General features: G+C 52.1%; 23 protein-coding genes. 11 read left to right on the top strand and 12 right to left on the bottom strand.

Annotated features, from left to right (window positions below; all coding sequences use genetic code 11):
• The first annotated feature begins 43 nt into the window (after positions 1-43).
• On the top strand, positions 44-727 hold the full coding sequence (locus ACYQ27_RS10360) for a DUF4152 family protein (protein WP_460041594.1): 684 nt from the start codon (positions 44-46) through the stop codon (positions 725-727).
• 71 nt (positions 728-798) lie between these two features.
• Here ACYQ27_RS10360 and ACYQ27_RS10355 read toward each other — a convergent pair whose 3' ends face one another.
• From ACYQ27_RS10355 to ACYQ27_RS10345, 3 genes are all read right to left on the bottom strand, one after another.
• Complete coding sequence (locus ACYQ27_RS10355; RefSeq protein WP_460041866.1) at positions 799-2,220, bottom strand: ATP-binding protein; 1,422 nt, start codon at positions 2,218-2,220, stop codon at positions 799-801.
• Between the two features lie 69 nt (positions 2,221-2,289).
• Positions 2,290-4,197 carry an indolepyruvate ferredoxin oxidoreductase subunit alpha gene (iorA, locus tag ACYQ27_RS10350; protein WP_460041593.1) on the bottom strand — a complete coding sequence of 636 codons (1,908 nt, stop codon included), beginning with the start codon at positions 4,195-4,197 and terminating at the stop codon, positions 2,290-2,292.
• Positions 4,198-4,308: 111 nt separating this feature from the next.
• A complete protein-coding gene (locus ACYQ27_RS10345) occupies positions 4,309-4,569 on the bottom strand; it encodes a hypothetical protein (RefSeq protein ID WP_456453498.1) in 261 nt (86 codons plus the stop codon).
• Positions 4,570-4,634: 65 nt separating this feature from the next.
• Here ACYQ27_RS10345 and ACYQ27_RS10340 point away from each other — a divergent pair, with 65 nt between their 5' ends.
• A complete protein-coding gene (locus tag ACYQ27_RS10340) occupies positions 4,635-4,922 on the top strand; it encodes a hypothetical protein (protein ID WP_456453492.1) in 288 nt (95 codons plus the stop codon).
• The gene (locus ACYQ27_RS10335; RefSeq protein WP_460041592.1) at positions 4,912-5,661 is read left to right on the top strand and encodes a YbaK/EbsC family protein; all 750 of its coding nucleotides are present in this window, start codon (positions 4,912-4,914) and stop codon (positions 5,659-5,661) included. The genes ACYQ27_RS10340 and ACYQ27_RS10335 overlap by 11 nt, the downstream gene beginning before the upstream one ends.
• Here ACYQ27_RS10335 and ACYQ27_RS10330 read toward each other — a convergent pair.
• The gene (locus ACYQ27_RS10330) at positions 5,644-6,096 is read right to left on the bottom strand and encodes an HIT family protein (protein WP_456453499.1); all 453 of its coding nucleotides are present in this window, start codon (positions 6,094-6,096) and stop codon (positions 5,644-5,646) included. The two genes, ACYQ27_RS10335 and ACYQ27_RS10330, sit on opposite strands and share 18 nt — an antisense overlap.
• A 54-nt stretch (positions 6,097-6,150) precedes the next feature.
• On the opposite strand from ACYQ27_RS10330, the gene ACYQ27_RS10325 reads away from it, so the two are divergent.
• From ACYQ27_RS10325 to ACYQ27_RS10290, 8 genes are all read left to right on the top strand, one after another.
• Positions 6,151-6,381 carry a DUF202 domain-containing protein gene (locus tag ACYQ27_RS10325; protein ID WP_460041591.1) on the top strand — a complete coding sequence of 77 codons (231 nt, stop codon included), beginning with the start codon at positions 6,151-6,153 and terminating at the stop codon, positions 6,379-6,381.
• Positions 6,382-6,579: 198 nt separating this feature from the next.
• Positions 6,580-7,362: an archaeal proteasome endopeptidase complex subunit alpha gene (gene psmA, locus ACYQ27_RS10320; RefSeq protein WP_456394676.1), complete on the top strand. Its 783-nt coding sequence runs from the start codon at positions 6,580-6,582 to the stop codon at positions 7,360-7,362.
• A 10-nt stretch (positions 7,363-7,372) separates the two neighbouring features.
• Entirely contained in the window at positions 7,373-8,083 is a 711-nt protein-coding gene (locus ACYQ27_RS10315; RefSeq protein ID WP_456453500.1) for a ribosome assembly factor SBDS, read from the top strand.
• On the top strand, positions 8,080-8,835 hold the full coding sequence (rrp4, locus tag ACYQ27_RS10310; RefSeq protein WP_456394677.1) for an exosome complex RNA-binding protein Rrp4: 756 nt from the start codon (positions 8,080-8,082) through the stop codon (positions 8,833-8,835). The genes ACYQ27_RS10315 and rrp4 overlap by 4 nt, the downstream gene beginning before the upstream one ends.
• Positions 8,832-9,575, top strand: a complete 744-nt coding sequence (gene rrp41 / locus ACYQ27_RS10305) for an exosome complex exonuclease Rrp41 (protein WP_456394678.1) — start codon at positions 8,832-8,834, stop codon at positions 9,573-9,575. The genes rrp4 and rrp41 overlap by 4 nt, the downstream gene beginning before the upstream one ends.
• A 2-nt stretch (positions 9,576-9,577) precedes the next feature.
• Positions 9,578-10,384 carry an exosome complex protein Rrp42 gene (gene rrp42, locus ACYQ27_RS10300; protein ID WP_456394679.1) on the top strand — a complete coding sequence of 269 codons (807 nt, stop codon included), beginning with the start codon at positions 9,578-9,580 and terminating at the stop codon, positions 10,382-10,384.
• A gap of 106 nt (positions 10,385-10,490) precedes the next feature.
• Positions 10,491-10,892 (top strand): cell division protein SepF, encoded by a 402-nt coding sequence (locus ACYQ27_RS10295; protein WP_456394680.1) that lies wholly within the window; start codon positions 10,491-10,493, stop codon positions 10,890-10,892.
• Between the two features lie 87 nt (positions 10,893-10,979).
• Positions 10,980-11,579, top strand: coding sequence for a ZPR1 zinc finger domain-containing protein (locus ACYQ27_RS10290; protein WP_456394703.1), 600 nt, complete (start codon positions 10,980-10,982; stop codon positions 11,577-11,579).
• A gap of 18 nt (positions 11,580-11,597) precedes the next feature.
• Here the strand turns inward: ACYQ27_RS10290 and ACYQ27_RS10285 are convergent, their stop codons facing one another.
• The 8 genes from ACYQ27_RS10285 to ACYQ27_RS10250 form a co-directional block, all read right to left on the bottom strand.
• The gene (locus tag ACYQ27_RS10285; RefSeq protein ID WP_456453496.1) at positions 11,598-12,125 is read right to left on the bottom strand and encodes an ASCH domain-containing protein; all 528 of its coding nucleotides are present in this window, start codon (positions 12,123-12,125) and stop codon (positions 11,598-11,600) included.
• A gap of 105 nt (positions 12,126-12,230) precedes the next feature.
• Positions 12,231-13,226, bottom strand: a complete 996-nt coding sequence (locus ACYQ27_RS10280) for a homoserine dehydrogenase (RefSeq protein ID WP_460041590.1) — start codon at positions 13,224-13,226, stop codon at positions 12,231-12,233.
• A complete protein-coding gene (gene hhpR / locus ACYQ27_RS10275) occupies positions 13,223-14,071 on the bottom strand; it encodes a CBS domain-containing high hydrostatic pressure regulator HhpR (protein WP_456453501.1) in 849 nt (282 codons plus the stop codon). The genes ACYQ27_RS10280 and hhpR overlap by 4 nt, the downstream gene beginning before the upstream one ends.
• 505 nt (positions 14,072-14,576) lie before the next feature.
• Positions 14,577-15,734 carry a sodium ion-translocating decarboxylase subunit beta gene (locus ACYQ27_RS10270; protein ID WP_456452682.1) on the bottom strand — a complete coding sequence of 386 codons (1,158 nt, stop codon included), beginning with the start codon at positions 15,732-15,734 and terminating at the stop codon, positions 14,577-14,579.
• Positions 15,735-15,739: 5 nt separating this feature from the next.
• The gene (locus tag ACYQ27_RS10265) at positions 15,740-16,186 is read right to left on the bottom strand and encodes an acetyl-CoA carboxylase biotin carboxyl carrier protein subunit (protein ID WP_460041589.1); all 447 of its coding nucleotides are present in this window, start codon (positions 16,184-16,186) and stop codon (positions 15,740-15,742) included.
• Position 16,187: 1 nt separating this feature from the next.
• On the bottom strand, positions 16,188-16,556 hold the full coding sequence (locus ACYQ27_RS10260) for an OadG family protein (protein ID WP_456394705.1): 369 nt from the start codon (positions 16,554-16,556) through the stop codon (positions 16,188-16,190).
• Between the two features lie 19 nt (positions 16,557-16,575).
• Positions 16,576-18,144 (bottom strand): carboxyl transferase domain-containing protein, encoded by a 1,569-nt coding sequence (locus ACYQ27_RS10255; protein ID WP_456453465.1) that lies wholly within the window; start codon positions 18,142-18,144, stop codon positions 16,576-16,578.
• Positions 18,145-18,271: 127 nt separating this feature from the next.
• On the bottom strand, positions 18,272-18,697 hold the full coding sequence (locus ACYQ27_RS10250) for a translation initiation factor IF-2 subunit beta (protein ID WP_456394686.1): 426 nt from the start codon (positions 18,695-18,697) through the stop codon (positions 18,272-18,274).
• Positions 18,698-18,721: the final 24 nt, after the last annotated feature.

Genomic DNA, 18,721 nt, shown 5'->3' with positions numbered 1-18,721 from the left:
GGATAAATCTATTTGGGTAATTGCTCCTTACCGGGTGGTTCAGATGAGGATAGTCGCCGCTGATACAGGAGGAGCGCTGCTGGATGAGGAGTACAATCCGGTGGGTCTGATAGCCACCGCCGCGGTTCTCGTGAAGAAGCCGTACAGGACGGCAACTCTGAGCGTCGTTAAGTACGCTGACCCGTTCAACTACGACATGAGCGGAAGGCAGGCCGTTCGGGAGGAGGCTTTTCTGGCGGTTGAGCTCGCGAGAAAGGTAAAGCCTGATGTGATACACCTCGATTCCACCATCGGAGGAATAGAGGTCAGAAAGCTGGACGAGCCGACGATAGATGCCTTGACCATAACCGATCGGGGCAAAGAGGTGTGGAAGGATTTGGCGAAGGATCTTCAGCCGCTGGCTAAAAAGTTCTGGGAGGAGACGGGGATAGAGATAATAGCCATCGGCAAGTCGAGCGTCCCGGTGAGGATAGCGGAGATCTACTCAGGCATCTACACCGCAAAGTGGGCGGTTGAGTACGCAAGGGAAAACGGAAAGGCCATAGTCGGTCTGCCGAGGTACATGACGGTGGAGATTCGTCCCGGGAAAATCCATGGCGAGAGCCTTGACCCCCGCGAGGGCGGCCTCTTCGGGGAAATCGAGGCAAAAACGGAGGGAATCGGCTGGGAGCTGTATCCGAACCCGTTCGTGAGGCGCTTCATGGTGCTTGAAGTTTGGAAAGAATGAGGGGCTAAGCCCCCTTCTCCAGCTCGCTCGGGAACTTTATCGTGTCGTTTATCGGGGCCCTCGTAAGCTCATTATGATCCTTGAGATGCAGAGGGAGTGGGAGGACGTTGACGAATGACGTCATCGAGGTCAAAGGCAAGGAAGCCCTCTCCCCTGAGCTCGTCTTTACCCTCAAGCTCCCTCGCTATGATACCGAACCTGTAGTTTCCCCTCAGGGGCAGGAGTTTTGCCTTTCTCCCAAGGGCTTTCAGAATCCTCCTCGCGTCCTTCAGGCTCACGTTCTTCCATTTGACCTCAAAGAGGACGATGTTCTCCCTGTCGTAGGCGACCACGTCTATCTCCTCTCCCTTGTGCCACCACCTGCCAACGCGCTCCGGTTTAAAGCCGAGGTCTAGCTTTTTCACGAATTCCTTCGCTATTCTCTCGTAGGCTCCGCCCACGAAGGGGGAGAACTCCGCTCTAAAGCGCTCAAAGACCCTCACAGGGTCTTCCTCAAGGGCCGTGTAGTTATGATAAATAAACCTGAACCAGAAGTTGAAGAACTCGTCGCTTATCCTGTAGGCCACTTTCCTCGTCTTCAGCGGGTTCTCGGTAACGGGTACTTCCCTCGTCAGGTACTCGTAGTGATTGGTCAGCTCGCTGAGGTACTTGCCAACCGTCAGTAACTTCATGCCCGTTTTGTCGCTTATCTCCTTGGGCGTAACGTAGCCGAGGCTGATCGCTTCGAGGATTGAAAAGTAGGCCCTGTAGAACCTGCCGAACTCAAGCTTGAGAACGTTCAGACCCTCTTCCCTGAGCGGGGCGAACTCGTCGAAGAAAAGCCCCCCGAGAGCCTCAACCGAGTCCCCGCGGTAGTAGTGCGGGACGTAGAGGAGATACCTTGGCATTCCCCCCAGGGCAGAGTAGAGCCCAACGAAGTCCCTTGGGTTTATATCGACCAGCGAGCGCACGAAGTCGAAGGCAGTCCAGAAGTCAAAGGGCCTGAGCTTTATCCATTCATCGACCCTGCCGAAGAGGGGTTCCTTTCTGTCCATGAAGATGCGTTTAATCATGCCGACGTACGAGCCTATCGCAATGAACATGAGATTGGAGCCGTCCTTTTTTTCGTCCCAGAGCCTCTGAAGAGAGGAGAAGAAAGATGGCTTAACGGTCCTGAAGTTCTGAAACTCGTCGAAGACCACCACGAGCTTTCTCTCGCGCGAGAACTCGAGAAGGAACTCAACCAGCTCCTCAAGGGATTTGAAGCCCGGCCTCACGTACGAAGGGAGGTAATCGGAAAGCCTCTCCTCTACCTCACGGGCGTACTCCTCAAGGAGGAGCGCCTCATCCTTCTCCCCCACGAAGAAGTAGAGGCCAAGCTTATCACTCAGGAACTCCTTGGCCAAGGCAGTCTTTCCGACCCTTCGCCTGCCGTAGATGACGAAGAGGCTTGAACCGGGGAAAGAATACACCTCGTTGAGCTTTTTAAGCTCACGTTCCCTGTTGTAGAACATATTACCCACCAAGTATATTACCAAATTGGTAATATTTAAGGGTTGCGGGAAAGGAAAAGGAGGGTTGGACTAAGCCCCCTTCTCCAGCTCGCTCGGGAACTTTATCACATCGAACGGGCAGAGCTGGTTGCAGACGCCGCAGCCGGTACAGAGGAGGCTGTCTATCTTCACCCTGTTCGTCTCCGGGTCGTAAACGAGAGCAGGACAGCCGGTTAAGAGGATGCAGGCTTTGCAGCCGGTGCACTTCTCTTCGACGACGAGCGGTATCTCACCTATCTCGCCGCGCCTTATGACCGGGATGACGCACTCCTGCTTCGCTATTATTACCGCCGGCCCTTCAATCTTCATGGCCTCTTTGATGGCCTCCCTCGTGGCCTTGAGGTCGTAGGGGTCAACGGTCTTAACGTACTTCACTCCGAGAGCCTTGACGAGCGCCTCGATGTCAATCTCGTTGAATCTCCTGCCGGTTTCGCTGCCTCCGGTTCCGGGGTGGGGCTGGTGGCCGGTCATTGCGGTGGTTCTGTTGTCGAGTATCATGACCAGAACGTTCAGGTTCTTGTAGACGGCATCGACCAGCGGCTGGATTCCGTTGTGGAAGAATGTTGAGTCACCGATGGTGGCTATCACCTTCTTTTTAAGAGCCACGCTCTGGCCGTTCGCTAGGCTTATACTTGCACCCATGACGTATTCCGTCCAGATGGCCTCAAGCGGCGGGAGGAGCGACAGTGCGTAGCAGCCTATGTCCCCGTGTATCGGGACGGAATAGCGGCCCAGCTTGAGCTCCCTTAAAGCGTCGAGCGCTGCCCTGTATGAGCCCCTGTGCGGACAGCCAGGACACATCACCGGCGGCCTCTTCGGGGCGAGGCTTTCTGCCAGCTTTACTTCCTCCGGCTTTTCATAGCTCTCCCCTTCCTCTCCTATGAGCCTCAGAAGGGCGTTCCTTACAAGGGAAGGCGTCAGCTCACCTTCAAGCGGGAAGTGGCCGGTTCTCTTGCCGTAGATTGGAACGTTCAGCCCGGCCTCGTAGGCGGCTATCTTGACCTCCTCCTCAAGGAACGGGGCACCGTCCTCGATTACTATCGCGAGGTCAACCCCCTTCAGGAAGTCGACGACCAGCTTTCTCGGGAGCGGGTGGGGTGTTGAGAGCTTGAGCACTTTGAAATCTTCCTTTGTCTTTGGCAGAACCTCGCGCACGTAGTTGTAGGGCGCCCCCTCGACGATTATTCCTATCCTTCCCTCTCCCTCAACCCAGTTGAAAGGCATGCCGTTAAACTCCTCCTCTATCCTCGCCAGCGTTTCGTTGAGCCACTTATGGCGTTTTCTGTTGCCCTCCATGCTCGCTCTGACGTAGCGCTCGATGTCCTTCTTGAAGACCGGCTTTCTGTCAAGCTCTACGAACTCGCCAACTTCCACATCTGCCGTCGTATGGTTGACCCTCGTGGTAGTTCTGAAGATGACCGGAACCTTGTAGCGCTCGCTCAGTTCGTAGGCGTACTTTATGAGGTCGTGAGCCTCCTGAGGATCAGCCGGCTCAAGAACAGGCAAAAGGGAGAGCTTGCCGTAGTAGCGGTCGTCCTGCTCGGTCTGGGAAGTGTGCGGCCCGGGGTCATCGGCGACGAGAATAACCAGTCCTCCCTCAACGCCGGAATAAGCTAAACTCATAAGCGGGTCTGCTGCCACGTTAAGGCCAACGCACTTCATCGTGACGAGGGCTCTAAGCCCCGTGTAGGCAACACCGGCCGCTTCCTCCAGAGCCACTTTCTCGTTGGGAGCCCACTCGGCGAATACTTCAGGCTTGAGATGTGCTATCGTCTCTATGACCTCGGTTGAGGGTGTCCCGGGATAGCCTGTGGCGAAGACAACTCCGCTCTCCAATGCTCCGTAAGCTATGGCCTCGTTTCCCATGAGAAGCTTTTTCTCACGCTTTCTGGTTTTCATGATGCCCGTACCAGAATAAACGTCAGCACCTTCCAACATGCACCACCGGAGAGTATTTGTCAAGGATGTTAAAAAGTCCTATTCCAGAATACCCTGAATAAAACCGAAGAATTTTCTATGCTTGGCGGATTTGATTTTAAAAGAATCGGATTATCTTTTCTTTCCGTACTTCGGGTCGTAGAAGTATTTGCCATGGGCCTCTGCATATGCATCCATAACCCTTCTGTTGACAACGAGGGCATAGACCAGAACCGCTATCAGCATTGCCCCTCCAACGTATCCCATCGTCCTCACTGAGAGGATAAAGCCGATTATGGGGATTCCAACGACTACTATGGCCACTCCGACAAAAACAGCCAGCAGAATTTTGTAGCCATACCTCTCCATGAACAGATCAAAATCCATACTCATCACCGTTGTTGCTTGGGCCTCAATCTTTAAATAATTTGCTGTATTTAAACCATCGGTGCATAAAGATGCTGATTAAGGAGCTTATTGAGATGGTGGATGAGGCCATAGCGAATGTTAAGATTGCCATTGTATCAAGCCAGCAGCGGGTCTTTGAGAGCCCCTACACGAGCTGGGAATTCGCTCAGCGCTCTCTGGAGCTTGAAGATGAGCTGGACAGGCTGAAGAAGATCAGGGAGTACCTCGTCAGGTTCGAGCCTGGAGAAACTGCCGAAGGAATCTTCTCGGAGGAGGAATTTAGGGAGCTTCTGAGGTATCTGAGGACCATGAAGGAGATGAGGGCTCATGAATTTTAGGGAGCTTTCGGAAAGGGCCCTTAAATTCAGGGAGGAGCGGAGATGGGGGAAATACCATACGCCTAAGAATCTTGCCATTTCCCTTGCCGTGGAGCTTGGAGAGCTGCTGGAGCACTTTCAGTGGAAAACAAATGGGGAGATAGTTGAGGCCGTTAAAGACCCGGGCAAAAGAGAAGCGATAGCAGACGAAATGGCCGATGTGGTTATCTACCTTGCCCTCCTCGCCCACGAACTTGGCATAGACCTTGATGGTGCTGTGGAGAGAAAGCTGAGGAAGAACGAGAAAAAGTATCCAGTGAACACCGTTCTGGTGGAGGAAATAGCAAAAGAGCTGGGAGGTGGGATAATATATGTCGGGAAAGAAGTTAAAAGCGTTTCACAGGTTGAGAGGCTCCTCGGTGTAAAACCCTCACATGTAATCAAATCCCTGCTCTTTATCGCGGATGATGGCCCGCTCCTCGTCATAGTTGATGGGGAATCGAGGGCAAGTCTGAAAAAACTTGAAAAGCTCTTTGGGAATGTGAGGATGGCAAAGCCTGCCGAGGTGAAGGCGATAACCGGCTACGCGGTGGGCGGAGTCCCTCCGGTCGGCGTTCCGGTAAGAACAGTGGTGGATAGGCGTGTTCTTGAGAGGGATGTTGTCATAGGGGGCGGCGGAAGGATAGACAGGCTCATAAGGATTAAACCCGGGAAAATCGTGGAGTTTCAGAAAGCAGAGGTTCTAGATATTGCTGAATAGGGATTTCAACCTTTTGATTTCGTCCCCATTCATCCTGTTCCTCTCCCACCTTTCCTTTAGGCTCAAATTCTCGTCCTTCATGTCGAGAACAGCCTTTCTGATGCCTCCCCGTGGGAAACGGCAGTCGTTTTCGTAGCGGGGAATCACGTGGAGGTGAATGTGGGGGACGCTCTGTCCCGCCGCCTTTCCGAGGTTGATGCCGATGTTGAAGCCGTCGGGATTCAGGGCTTCTCCGAGATTTTTCATGGCGATTTCGGCACCCTTCAGAAGGGCGGTCTTTTCATCCTCCCTGAGCTCTTCCCAGCTTTCCACATGCCTCCTTGGAACGATCAGGAGATGCCCTCTGCCGGCTGGATATGAATCAATCAGGATTCGGATCAGGGAGTTTTCATAGAGCAGAAGCTCTTCCTCCGGCTCGCAGAATGGACACTTCATCTGGAACACCAAAATCTTAAATGCCCTTCGGGATAAAAATCTGATGGTGATGGGATGGAGAGCGAGGAAAGAATAGAGGTGCTTAAGAGGGAGTACATGAAATACATGAGGATTGGCTTGATACTGATGCTCATAGCCTTCCTTCTGATGATATTCAAACCGTTCCCCCCAGTTGCGTCTTATATCCTCGCCGTTGTTATATTTCTGCTGGCATTTCTGCCCCTTGAAATGGCCCGGCGGATTTCCCACAGGATGGCACTCCTGGCGTTCAGGGAGATGCCCTGAGTGTGATCGGAGGGGGTGAGTACTGTTGGGCAATGATCCAAAAGAAAGCAGGAACCGGGCACACTGCAGTTATACCAGCAGTATTGGGGGAAGGATAGAAAAACTTAATTAGTGCCCCTCAAGATTTTAATAGCGGAGGGTATATAAAGGAAGTACGGAAATTAGGATTAATTACGATAACTTATGAGGTGATGTAAAATGGCGTTTGTACCACCGCAGGCAGGTTATGACAGGGCCATAACGGTCTTCAGCCCTGATGGCAGGCTTTTCCAGGTGCAGTATGCAAGAGAGGCTGTTAAGAGGGGTGCAACTGCCGTCGGGGTTAAGTGTGCGGAGGGTGTTGTTCTGGCTGTAGAAAAGAGGGTAACGAGCCGTTTGATTGAACCCGAAAGCTATGAAAAAATCTTTCAGATAGACGACCATATAGCGGCTGCATCGAGCGGCATAATAGCGGATGCAAGGGTTCTCGTTGATAGAGCTCGCCTGGAGGCTCAAATCTACCGTCTGACCTACGGCGAACCCGTTCCGCTCACCGTTCTGGTGAAGAAGATATGCGACCTCAAGCAGGCCCACACCCAGTACGGCGGTGTGAGGCCCTTCGGTGCCGCTCTGCTCATGGCGGGCGTCAATGAAAAGCCCGAGCTCTTTGAGACCGATCCAAGCGGAGCTTACTTTGAGTGGAAGGCCGTTGCAATAGGCAGCGGCAGAAACACCGCAATGGCAATCTTTGAGGAGAAATACAGGGATGATATGGGTCTGGACGATGCCATCAGGCTTGCAGTGTTTGCCCTTGCAAAGACCATGGAAACACCGTCCCCCGAGAACATCGAGGTGGCGGTAATAACCGTGAAAGACAAGAAATTCAAAAAGATAAGCAGTGAAGAGGTTGCCAGCTGTCTGGAAAAGGCTCTGGCGGAGATGGAGAGGGAGGAAGTCGAGGAAAAGGGCGAGGACTACAGCGAACTTGACAGCCACTACTGAGGTGATGGGGATGCCAATCAGCGTCGACAAAGCAGTGATAGCTCGGTTGAAGACACATGGCGAGACGTTTGAGATACTCGTCGACCCCTATCTTGCCAGGGACTACAAAGAGGGCAGGGAAGTGGAGATTGAGGAGATTCTTGCGGCACCCTATGTTTTTAAGGACGCTCACAAGGGTGATAAGGCCAGCGAGCATGAGATGGAGAAGATTTTTGGCACAAGCGACCCCTATGAAGTTGCGAAGATAATACTGAAAAAAGGTGAGGTGCAGCTCACCCAGCAGCAGAGAAGGGAGATGCTTGAGGACAAGAAGAGGCAGATTGCGACAATAATCCACAGGCATGCTGTTGACCCGAGAACGGGCTATCCCCATCCTGTTGATAGAATTCTCCGTGCAATGGAGGAAGCAGGGGTTCATGTTGACATATTCAGGGATGCCGAAGCCCAGGTGCCTCCCATAATTAAAAGTCTGAGGAGGCTGCTTCCGCTTAAAATCGAAATGAAGGTAATAGCCGTTAAGATACCGGGAGATTACGTTGGCAGGGCATACGGTGAGGTCAGGAAGTTCGGAAACATAAAGCGGGAGGAATGGGCCAGCGACGGCTCATGGATGTTCCTTATTGAAATTCCCGGTGGTGTTGAGGAGGAATTTTATGAAAAGCTTAATGCCCTTACCAGGGGCAATGTTGTAACTAAACTTGTAGAGAGGAAGGGACTATGAGAAGGGTTTTTGTAAAAAATCGGGATTTGGTGGTTCCAGGAACGCTTTTGGCCCAGGGGCCATTCAAAAACGGAAGAGGGACTTTCAAGGAAGGAAACAGGGTTTATTCAACGGTGGTAGGACTTGTTGAGGTTAGAAACGACTTTATCAGGGTAATACCCCTTGAAGGCCCTTATATCCCCGAAGTCGGGGACAACGTAATAGGGAAGATTATTGACGTCAGGTTCTCAAACTGGACAGTGGACATAGGGGCACCCTATCAAGCTGGACTGAGGGTTCAGGATGCCGTTGAGGAGAAGATAGACCTCGTAAAGACGGACCTCAGGAAGATATTCGATATCGGGGACATAATCTATGCCCGGGTGAAGGCGTTCAACGAGGTGAATCAAATAGACCTCACAACGAGGGGCATGCCATTCAACGGCGGGCCGCTGAGGGGAGGCCAGATAGTCGAGATTACCCCCTCAAAGGTGCCCCGCCTCATAGGCAAGGGAGGATCAATGATAAACATGATCAAAAAGCTAACGAATACGAGGATAATAGTTGGACAGAACGGCTGGGTATGGGTGAACGGAAAGAAGGAGGAGCTTGAGAAGCTCGCAATTGAGGCAATCCTGAAGGTCAACAGGGAAAGCCACACCCAGGGACTGACCGACAGGGTCAAGGCTTTTCTCCTTGAAAGACTGAACGAGCTGAAGGAGCAGGGGGTTATTGAAGAAGTACCCAAGTTTGAGGAAGGTGGAGGAAGATGATGGGAAAGCCCGAGGATATTGTACTGCTCGATGAAAATGGTTACAGGATAGATGGCAGAAAGAAGTATGAACTCAGGAAGATTCATATGGAAGTTGGGGTATTAAAAAATGCTGATGGTTCTGCTTACGTGGAGTGGGGGAAGAACAAAATTCTGGCTGCCGTTTACGGTCCGAGGGAAATTCATCCGAAGCACCTCCAGAGACCTGACAGGGCGATACTCCGTGTTAGGTACAACATGGCTCCATTCAGCGTGGAGGAGAGGAAAAAGCCCGGGCCTGACAGGAGAAGCGTGGAGATCAGCAAGGTCATAAGGGGGGCCCTTGAGCCAGCCCTCATCCTGCAGCTCTTCCCGAGGACTGCGGTGGATGTGTTCATTGAGGTTCTCCAGGCAGATGCAGGGACGAGGGTGGCGGGCATTGCAGCGGCATCCCTTGCATTGGCTGATGCGGGAATCCCGATGAAAGACCTCGTTGCCGCATGCGCCGCAGGCAAGATTGAGGGCGAGATAGTCCTTGACCTGAACAAGGAGGAGGACAACTACGGGGAGGCTGATGTCCCTGTTGCAATAATGCCCCTCAAGAACGACATAACCCTTCTTCAGATGGATGGATACCTGACAAAGGAGGAGTTCAACGAGGCCATCAAGCTCGCCATAAAGGGTGCCAAGGCGGTCTATCAGAAGCAGAGGGAGGCGCTCAGGGATAAATATCTCAGGATAGCCCAGGAGGTAGGTGAGTGAAAATGGAGGTTATGGCATCAATTATGAGGGATCACATCATCGAGCTCCTCAAGGAAGGCAAGAGGGTCGACGGCAGAGGACTTGAAGAATACAGGGATGTTGAGATAAAGACAAATGTGATCGAGAAGGCTGAGGGCTCGGCATGGGTCAGGCTCGGAAACACGCAAGTTCTCGTTGGAATCAAGGTTGACATGGGTGAGCCATTCCCCGACCTGCCCGAGAGAGGTGTTATGACGACCAACATAGAGCTCGTCCCGCTGGCTTCACCAACGTTTGAACCCGGGCCTCCGGATGAGAATGCCATAGAGCTCGCCCGTGTTGTGGACAGGGGAATCAGGGAGAGCCAGGCCGTTGAGCTTGAGAAGCTCGTTATTGTTCCCGGGAAGCTCGTCAGGGTAATATTCGTGGATGTGCATGTCTTGGACCATGACGGAAACCTTGTAGACGCTGCCGGAATCGGCGCCATAGCCGCACTGATGACGACGAAGATACCTAAGGTGCAGTACGATGAGGAGAGCGGGGAGGTTCAGGTTCTGGACGAATATGAGCCCCTCCCTGTCAGGAGAATACCCATACCCGTAACATTTGCAAAGATAGGGAGCACAATACTTGTCGACCCGAACCTTGAAGAAGAGCACGTCATGGACGGCAAGATAACGATAACCACGGATGAAAACGGCTACATATCCGCAGTTCAGAAGAGCGAAGGAGGAAGCTTCAAGCTTGAGGAGGTCATGTATGCCGTCGATGTTGCACTTAAAAAGGCGGAGGAAATCCGGGCCGTCCTCCTCGATGCTGTGAAGGATTAACCCTTTTTGTTCTTTTATTCTGGCTGCTGCCCCTATGTTTTCAGAAAGAAATATAAACACCAATGTGCAAAATAATTCAGCATTATGGTTAACTGGGGGGAATGAGATGGGTCTGTTTGATAGCATTACGAAAAAGGAGAAGCCAAGGAAAAAACCTCTTACTCCTATCAAAAAGGAAGTTCAGGGCGGTGCTCACAGAACTGACGTTGATGTTATTCCTCTGGAGGAGGATGTTCTCGCCAAGGAGCTCGTAAAGCCTGAAATAAGACACATCAAGAAAATTGTGGTAACAAGCTATTCTGACCTTGAGCTGATTTCCGAGGAGCTCCAGAACGGCAACATAGTTCTCGTGGACTTAACACCCCTTGAGGCCAAACCTGAAGTCCTCGCAAAGGTTGCGGAGCAGATAAAGGGAATAGTCAGTGCGCTCGGGGGACAGGCGGCCAAGATATGCAAGTATGAGGTGAAGCTGCTCGTAACTCCCAACGACATCAAGATAGTTAGGTGATTCCTTTCTTTTTCTGAAGCTTTTTCTGGCACCATGTGAACCATGCATTTATAAAGCATTGACTTTTTCTATTCTTCGGTGGTGGAAATGACAGGGATTCAGGAAATTTCCCTCGGGGACTGTCCGATTTGCGGTGCTAAGAACAGCCTGAAGGCAATAAATCATGTTCATGAAATTCCCTACTTCGGGAAGGTCATGGAATCAACCATAATATGTGAAAAATGCGGTTACAGAAATGCGGATGTCATGATGCTTGAGGAGAGGGAGCCGAAGCTCTACACCGTAAAGGTTGAAGATGAGAGGGACCTCTTCATCAGGGTCGTGAGGAGCAAGAGCGGAACCATAGAGCTGGAGGAAATAGGGGTAAGGATAGAGCCCGGCCCTGCGGCTGAGGGCTTTATAACCAACATAGAGGGCGTCCTTGAGAGGGTGAGGGAGACCCTTCTGATGACGAGGGACTTCAAGGAACAGGACGGGGAGGAAGAGGCTGTCAGAAAGGTGGATGAGCTCCTGGCTTATATAGAGGATGTTAGGGGAGGCAGAAAATCTCTGACTGTGAGGATAATGGATCCCTTCGGCAACAGCGCACTTATAGGTGAGAAGGTGAAGAGCAGGCTTCTGACAAAGGAGGAAATCAAAAAGCTGAGCACGGGGCCGTATATAGTTTATGAGCCTGAGGAGGGCTAAACTGCCTCGGTTATCCCCCTAAAGGTAAATTGCCTCTCTGCCCATAAGCTCTCCTATCAGATTTCTAACCCATGTTTTTCTTGTCCTGCTTGAAAGGTGTATTATCCCCTCAACACGAACCCCGTATTTCTCCTTCATGTAATCCCTCGTTACGGGCTCCCTGAAGAGGAAAGGTCTCTCTATCGTGAAGGCGTAGCCCGTGTCCCTGATATATTCCAGAAGCCATTTCTTTCCCCTTTCCTCGCCGTGGACAAACGCCAGCCCGCTCCTCTCCTTTGTCAGCTCCCAGAGAGTCTCCACATCGGCCTCTATTACCTCACCCACCTCAAAGCCACCTGCTATTGTCCCCCTCTGCGTCAGTGTGTGCTCTTCGCTTAAGCCCAGCCTTCTCATGGTCTCCCTGAGGGTGTGGGGGTTTCCCCTGGCAATGTATAGAAAGACGGTGTCCCCCTCGCTGAAGGCCCTGGCCTTTCTGATTTCAACGGATTTTAAGCCCCTGAATATGAGCTCTCCGTAGACCTGGTGGAGGGCTATGATGTGCTCCATGGCTTCACCGGCTGAGATAAATCCGGCGGGATTATAAATTTTTGGTTTTGGTTTTAGTTTCAGTTTCTGGGTTTAAGCTCTGGATGCCGCTGGGATAAGCCCGATTCAAATTTTAGATGCCCTGATCATATCGCTAACAACACCGCTGGCAGTCTCTTTTAATCCCGCTCCGGCCCCTCTAAGGAGCAGCTCTCCGAGGAGATCAGTTTTTATAACTGCCGCGTTCTGTGTTTCAGCAACCGCCAGCGGGCTGTTTCTGGGGATTTCCCTGGGCTCCACAATTACATTCCCTTTCTCAATTTTCGCCACGAGTCTTATTGTGTTCCCCCGCCCTCTGGCTTCCATAACCTCCCTGCGGGTTATACCTCCTATTCCCTTGAGAATGACATCCTCGAGGGTTATGGGTTCAAAAGCAACACAGTGGAGGATTGTCGCCTTGTAACCTGCATCCACGCCATTGATGTCCCCTGACGGGTCTCTCTCCGCTATGCCGAGTTCCTGTGCTTTTCTGAGTGCTTCCTCAAAACTTTCGCCCCGCTCCATCCGGCTGAGGATAAATGTGGTCGTCCCATTGAACACGCCTTCTATCCTCTCTATGCGGTCTCCCTTCAGAGACTCCTGGAGGAGGGTTATTATCGGCGTCCCGGCCATTACAGTTGCCTCAAATTTATAGCTGAGTCCTCTCCTATCCGCCTCATGCATCAGCTCCCTGTAGTGGAAGGCTAAGGGAGGCTTGTTTGATGTCACGATGCTTCTCCCTTCTCTCAGGGCCTGCAGGTGCCAGACATGGGCGTTAAGGTCGTTTGTAACGTCTATGACAATATCGCTCTCCACCTCCCTGACGACATCAATCGGCTTTAGATCAAAGACCTCATAATCGTTGGTCCATTTTGAGAGGGAGCCGAGGTTTTCCTTCACCATGAGAGCCTCTCTCAGGTCTATCTCCTCGTCCCATACGGTTGCGGAAGAATCGGTTATGCTGACGGTTTTAAACTCTATCCCGTATCTCTCTTTAAAAAACTGCTTTTTATCCAGCAGAACCCTCGCAACGCTCCTGCCGACATTCCCAAAACCGATAAAAGATAGGGAGAGGGTTTTCATCTTCTGTTCACTATGACCTTTATCAGATCCATGTCCCTTACTATTCCGACGAGATCGCCTTCCCCTCTGATTACGGGCAGCTGCTCTATGTGGTATTTTGACATCTTCTGGGCAACCTCATATATGCTCATGTGGGGCGTTGCTATTATCAGGTCGGGGTTCATTATGGCCTCCACAGGTTTCTTGGGCAGCTGGAGTTCCGCTTTCTCAAAGAGAAGTGTTGGATTGCTTTCAAGTATCCACTCCTCCTCGCTCGATGCTGACAATGCCGTGCTCTTCATGACCCTCACAATCTCGCTGTCCTTCAGGAGGTCGGTCTCATCAACCATGCCCACGAGATTTCCATCGTCATCTATGACAGGAATCGCCATTGCATTGCATAGCAGCAGGGCTTTCAGTGCGGCCTTGAGCGGCGTTCCCTTCCATATCACGCCCACATTTCTCTGGTAGTAATCCTCTATGGTGATGCCCTTCATCTTCTCATTCTTTGCGAGATAACGCCGTATTATGTCCCCAACCGTCAGGATTCCAACGACCCTCTTCTCTTCGTCAACGACAATTACCCGCCTGTAATCCCTTTCGAGCATCGTTCTAACAGCCTTTTTCAGGTCATCGTCCGGTTTTACCAGGGGCACATCCCTTTTAACCAGCATGGCAAGCTGATCCTCGTCAGGATTGACGAGAAGCCGTTTTATACTTATTATCCCGACAAGCTCCCTGGTTTTTCTGTTTATTACAGGGAAAGACCTCACCTTATACTTCTTAAAGACCTCCAGGGCATAGCTCCTCGTTGCGGGCAGCTCCACAACCACAGGGTCACGGGTCATCAGTGTCTTAACCTTCACTTTCACCACCGTCCTAAACTAAACTGCACTCATAGTATTTAAGCTTTTCAGACGGCAGGGCATGTCTAAAAGTTGGGATTGTTTCGTGAGTGCTTGAAGTCTTTTGCCTGTTTGGGTGCATCTTCCAGCGACTTTACATTTTTCTTTTGAAAGCCTCGCCGTTCACAGCGGGGATGTCACGTTACCACTCCAATGTGGAGTGGTTGACGCCGTTAGGCGTCCTTTCAAAAACCGCCGTTGGGCGGTCAAAACTCTAAGGGTGGCCTCTGAACAATAACCCCGCGTAGGGGTAATTGGCCTTAGACCGGGCCTGCGGGCTGAGCTGAAACCGGTAACGGGAGTAGGTTATGAACCCGCAAATCTCCCCCGCAAAGGGGAGGAGGTCTGTCCCGAAACCATACAAATATCGATAGTTTTAGACACGCCCCGGGCGGGCCTTGGGGTAGCCCGATAATGCTCAGGTTTAAAAATATAAACATGGAGATGGGCCAAAAATGAATCCGGATCAGCCAAGGGCTGAAAGTAAAACCCCTGCCGCCACTGCGGTTCCGATAACCCCGGCAACGTTCGGGCCCATCGCGTGCATGAGGATGAAGTTCCCCGGATCCTCATCGCTGGCCATCTTCTGCACCACTCTTGCGCTCATTGGCACGGCCGAAACTCCCGCCGCTCCTATCATCGGGTTTATCTTGCCGCCGCTGAGCTTCATCATGACCTTTCCGAGCAGCACACCTCCCGCAGTGGCTGTTGCAAAGGCCACTATGCCGAGGGCCAGGATTTCGAGGGTCTGGAGCTTCAGGAAGTAGTCTGCCCTCATAGTTGAGCCCACACCGAGGCCGAGGAATATTGTGACGATGTTCATCAGTTCTTCCCTCGCCGCCTTGCTCAGCCTCTCAACGACACCGCTTTCCCTGAAGAGGTTTCCTATCATGAGCATGCCGACCAGCGGGGCTGCCGAGGGAACCAGGAGGCCTATGATTATCATCGCCGCTATCGGGAAGAGTATCTTCTCCCTCTTTGAAACAGGCCTGAGCTGCTCCATTCTGATTTTCCTCTCCTCCCTGCTGGTCAGGGCTTTAATGACCGGAGGCTGGATGAGGGGGACGAGGCTCATGTAGGAGTATGCCGAAACGGCCGTAGCCGGCAGTATCTCCGGGGCGAGCTTTGTCGTCAGGTAAATCGTCGTCGGACCGTCGGCGCCGCCGATAATTCCTATTGATGCGGCCTGCGGGAGCGTGAAGCCAAGCAATACCGCTGTTAGCATTGCGATAAAAACACCGATCTGGGCAGCAGCTCCGAGCAAAGCCGTCTTCGGGTCTGCGATCATGGGCCCGAAGTCCGTCATGGCCCCAAGTCCGAAGAATATCAGCAGGGGAACGATTTCGGTCGAGATAAGGTATCTGTAAATCAGGTCAAAGAGTCCCGGAGAAACCCCCTGAGGAATTGGCCCAACCATTGGCCAGTTGACCAGATGGGAGTTGGGAATGTTGACGAGCACGGCGCTTATGCCGATTGGGAGGAGCAGGAGGGGCTCCATCTGGTATTTAACCGCGAGATAAACCAGTGTCAGGCCCACGATTATCATTATGATGTTTCCAGGCGTCAGGTTCACCAGCCCCATGCCCCTGAAGAATTCGATGACCGCCTGTTCCAGTCCTGTCATGTTCATCACCCGATTTCTATTAGTGGTTGTCCTGTGTCTACGGTGTCGCCTTCTTTTATGAGGATTTTTTTGATTGTGCCGTTTTTTGGTGAGGGTATTTCGTTTTCCATTTTCATGGCTTCGAGGGTTAATAATGCTTGGCCTGTTTTTACTTCTTCTCCCTCTTTCACGAGTATTTTCAGTATTTTCCCGGGCATTGGGGAAGTCACAACACCCTCCCCCGCTGCCGCCGGAGCAGGAGCAGCGGGTGCGGAAGGAACAGGAACAGAGGCAGGCGCTGCGGGAGCCTGTGCCTGAACGGGCACTTCAACAGCATTCAGCGGGATTCCCAGATCCTGGGCTTTAACCTCGTAGCTTTCTCCATCAAAGGTTACCCTGAACTTCCCGGGGCTGAGCTCTTCAACATCAACCTCGTATTCAATTCCATCAACGATGACTCTGACCTTCGCCATTTTACCACTCTCCCATCTCATAATTAAAGTTTTCAACCTCCTCCATCTGGCTGTGGAGTCCGTACAAACGCCATGCATCCGAGGGCTTCCTCTTAAAGGGCAGGGGCCTCAGCTGGGCGGCTTTCTCGGCGGTATATGCGAGAACGGCAGCCGTGATAACCGCCACCTTTCTGGGTTCCAGCTTCGGTTTTTCCTCAATACCCTTCTCTGCCTTAACCTCCTCGGCTGGAACCGGCTTTTCCTCCCTCTCCACGAGGCTAACCTCAAGCTTTCCGATTGCATACATGGCTATTGACAGTATTATGAGAACTCCGAAAACCACGCTAACGCCCAAAATGGTGATGTAGAGGCCTTCCATGAAGGCTGCCATTGAAATCATTTCCCACACCTCACAGCGGAATATTGCCGTGCTTCTTCGGAGGCAGCTTGACCCTTTTGCTTTCCATGGCCTCAAGGGCAAGGATTATCTTTGCCCTCGTCTCTGCGGGGTCTATAACGTCATCGATGTACCCCCTGCTCGCTGCCACGTACGGGTTTGCAAACCTCTCCCTGTACTCCTGAATCTTCTGCTTTCTGACCTCCTCAGGATTTTCTGCTTTTGCTATCTCCTTCCTGAAGATGATGTTTGCAGCCCCCTCAGGCCCCATCACTGCAATCTCTGCTGTTGGCCATGCAAACACAAAGTCTGCCCCGAGGTGCTTTGAGCCCATGGCCAGATAGGCCCCTCCGTAGGCCTTTCTCAGGATTACGGTAACCATTGGAACCGTTGCCTCGGCATAGGCGTAGAGAACCTTTGCACCGTGTCTTATTATTCCCCCGTACTCCTGCTGAACGCCGGGCAGGTAGCCGGGAACATCGACCAGTGTAACTATCGGGATGTTGAACGCGTCGCATGTCCTCACGAAGCGGGCTATCTTGTCAGAGCTATCAATATCGAGAACCCCTGCGAGGTGAATCGGGTTGTTTGCCACTATGCCAACCGTCTGGCCGTTCATTCTCCCGAAGCCGACGACGGCGTTGGGGGCATAGTACGGCAGTATCTCAAGGAAGTCGGGATTTCCGTTTGCGTCCCTGTCCACAATCTCATAGATGACCTGCCTTACATCGTAACCTTTGTTTGGATCATCCGGAACGATGCTGTACAGCCCCTCGGTCTTCCTGAACGGCAAATCGTTCGTTTTAACCCTCGGTGGCTTCTCCATGTTGTTGGACGGCAGATAGCCCACGAGCCTTCTGATGAGTGCTATAACCTCCTCGTCGCTTTTGCCCATGAGGTGTGCCTGACCGCTCTTTTGAGCATGAACCATTCCACCTCCAAGCTGGCTCGGGGAGACCTCAACGCCCGTGACAGCCTTGACCACCTGGGGCCCTGTGATGAACATGAATGTTGCGGGATTGTCCACCATGAGAATGAAATCGCCTATTGCGGGGCTGTAGACGGCTCCTCCAGCGCAGGGGCCCATAATGGCTGTAATCTGAGGAACAACACCGCTCAGGATTGTGTTCATCTTGAATATCTCGCCGTATCCCTTAAGCGAGTCAACTCCCTCCTGTATCCTCGCCCCTCCGGAGTCGTTGATGCCTATTACGGGGGCTCCTGCCTCCAGCGCCAGCTCCATAACACGCTTTATCTTTGCGGCGTGCATTTCACCGAGTGACCCACCCATCACTGTGAAGTCCTGAGAATAGACAAAGACGAGCCTCCCATCTATGGTGCCGTAGCCTGTGATAACACCGTCGGCGGGCAGCTCCATTCTGTCGAGGCCGAAGTCCATGTTTCTGTGCTGGATGAACATTCCTATCTCCACGAAACTTCCCGGGTCGAGAAGCTTCTCTATTCTCTCTCTGGCCGTTAGCTTGCCCTTATCATGCTGCTTCTGGATTCTTGCCTCCCCACCCATCTGAAGAATCCTCTCTTTCTTCTCATAGAGCTCTTCAACCTTCTCCTCCATGCTCATAAGAACTCCTCCTTTTAATATGGCATGAACTTGAAGGTTTGTCGTTTGTAAAGTTTAAAAGGGTTTCCATGGCCCCGGGCTGGCCAGAAGAATACAAATGGGCATTAAAAAATTAAAACCGAAGTGCTCAGAGATGGGCTATCGGCGTCTCGGCACCGCAGGCCTCGCACTTGAGGAAGTGGAATCTTCCCTTCTTGAGAATCTTTGTATCGGGTGAGCCGCATACCGGGCAGATAACATACTCCTTGATGTACTTCTTCATCTTGTTTGCTATCAGGTATGGGGTGAAGCGGCCCTGGAGAACCACCCTCCTGCCCTCAAGAGTTCCTGCGGTTGCAACCTCCCTGAGGATGAATTTCAGCAGGTGGTTGGGGTCTCTGTTCAATGCGTCTGCTATGTCCTTGAAGTTCTCGATCAGCGTCTTGTTGCCCTCGATGTTGACTATTGCAGCGGGCACCTCAAATCTGGATGTGTGGTGCTTCACATTCTCCGGCAGCTCCTCATACGCTTTATCGAGTAAAGCCTCGTAATCGTAAAAGTCAACCTCATCCATTTCAACACCTCCGTAGTCCCATAC

It is taken from the genome of Thermococcus atlanticus (assembly GCF_054657855.1).
The sequence above is the reverse complement of the archived record's forward strand: the minus strand, read 5'-3'. Positions and strand labels throughout refer to the sequence as shown.

Coding starts and splice junctions, on each gene's coding strand:
- ACYQ27_RS10360 (WP_460041594.1), top strand. CDS start 44: ATGAGGATAGTCGCCGCTGATACAGGAGGAGCGCTGCTGGATGAGGAG.
- ACYQ27_RS10355 (WP_460041866.1), bottom strand. CDS start 2,220: ATGTTCTACAACAGGGAACGTGAGCTTAAAAAGCTCAACGAGGTGTAT.
- iorA (WP_460041593.1), bottom strand. CDS start 4,197: ATGTTGGAAGGTGCTGACGTTTATTCTGGTACGGGCATCATGAAAACC.
- ACYQ27_RS10345 (WP_456453498.1), bottom strand. CDS start 4,569: ATGAGTATGGATTTTGATCTGTTCATGGAGAGGTATGGCTACAAAATT.
- ACYQ27_RS10340 (WP_456453492.1), top strand. CDS start 4,635: ATGCTGATTAAGGAGCTTATTGAGATGGTGGATGAGGCCATAGCGAAT.
- ACYQ27_RS10335 (WP_460041592.1), top strand. CDS start 4,912: ATGAATTTTAGGGAGCTTTCGGAAAGGGCCCTTAAATTCAGGGAGGAG.
- ACYQ27_RS10330 (WP_456453499.1), bottom strand. CDS start 6,096: ATGAAGTGTCCATTCTGCGAGCCGGAGGAAGAGCTTCTGCTCTATGAA.
- ACYQ27_RS10325 (WP_460041591.1), top strand. CDS start 6,151: ATGGAGAGCGAGGAAAGAATAGAGGTGCTTAAGAGGGAGTACATGAAA.
- psmA (WP_456394676.1), top strand. CDS start 6,580: ATGGCGTTTGTACCACCGCAGGCAGGTTATGACAGGGCCATAACGGTC.
- ACYQ27_RS10315 (WP_456453500.1), top strand. CDS start 7,373: ATGCCAATCAGCGTCGACAAAGCAGTGATAGCTCGGTTGAAGACACAT.
- rrp4 (WP_456394677.1), top strand. CDS start 8,080: ATGAGAAGGGTTTTTGTAAAAAATCGGGATTTGGTGGTTCCAGGAACG.
- rrp41 (WP_456394678.1), top strand. CDS start 8,832: ATGATGGGAAAGCCCGAGGATATTGTACTGCTCGATGAAAATGGTTAC.
- rrp42 (WP_456394679.1), top strand. CDS start 9,578: ATGGAGGTTATGGCATCAATTATGAGGGATCACATCATCGAGCTCCTC.
- ACYQ27_RS10295 (WP_456394680.1), top strand. CDS start 10,491: ATGGGTCTGTTTGATAGCATTACGAAAAAGGAGAAGCCAAGGAAAAAA.
- ACYQ27_RS10290 (WP_456394703.1), top strand. CDS start 10,980: ATGACAGGGATTCAGGAAATTTCCCTCGGGGACTGTCCGATTTGCGGT.
- ACYQ27_RS10285 (WP_456453496.1), bottom strand. CDS start 12,125: ATGGAGCACATCATAGCCCTCCACCAGGTCTACGGAGAGCTCATATTC.
- ACYQ27_RS10280 (WP_460041590.1), bottom strand. CDS start 13,226: ATGAAAACCCTCTCCCTATCTTTTATCGGTTTTGGGAATGTCGGCAGG.
- ACYQ27_RS10270 (WP_456452682.1), bottom strand. CDS start 15,734: ATGACAGGACTGGAACAGGCGGTCATCGAATTCTTCAGGGGCATGGGG.
- ACYQ27_RS10265 (WP_460041589.1), bottom strand. CDS start 16,186: ATGGCGAAGGTCAGAGTCATCGTTGATGGAATTGAATACGAGGTTGAT.
- ACYQ27_RS10260 (WP_456394705.1), bottom strand. CDS start 16,556: ATGGCAGCCTTCATGGAAGGCCTCTACATCACCATTTTGGGCGTTAGC.
- ACYQ27_RS10255 (WP_456453465.1), bottom strand. CDS start 18,144: ATGAGCATGGAGGAGAAGGTTGAAGAGCTCTATGAGAAGAAAGAGAGG.
- ACYQ27_RS10250 (WP_456394686.1), bottom strand. CDS start 18,697: ATGGATGAGGTTGACTTTTACGATTACGAGGCTTTACTCGATAAAGCG.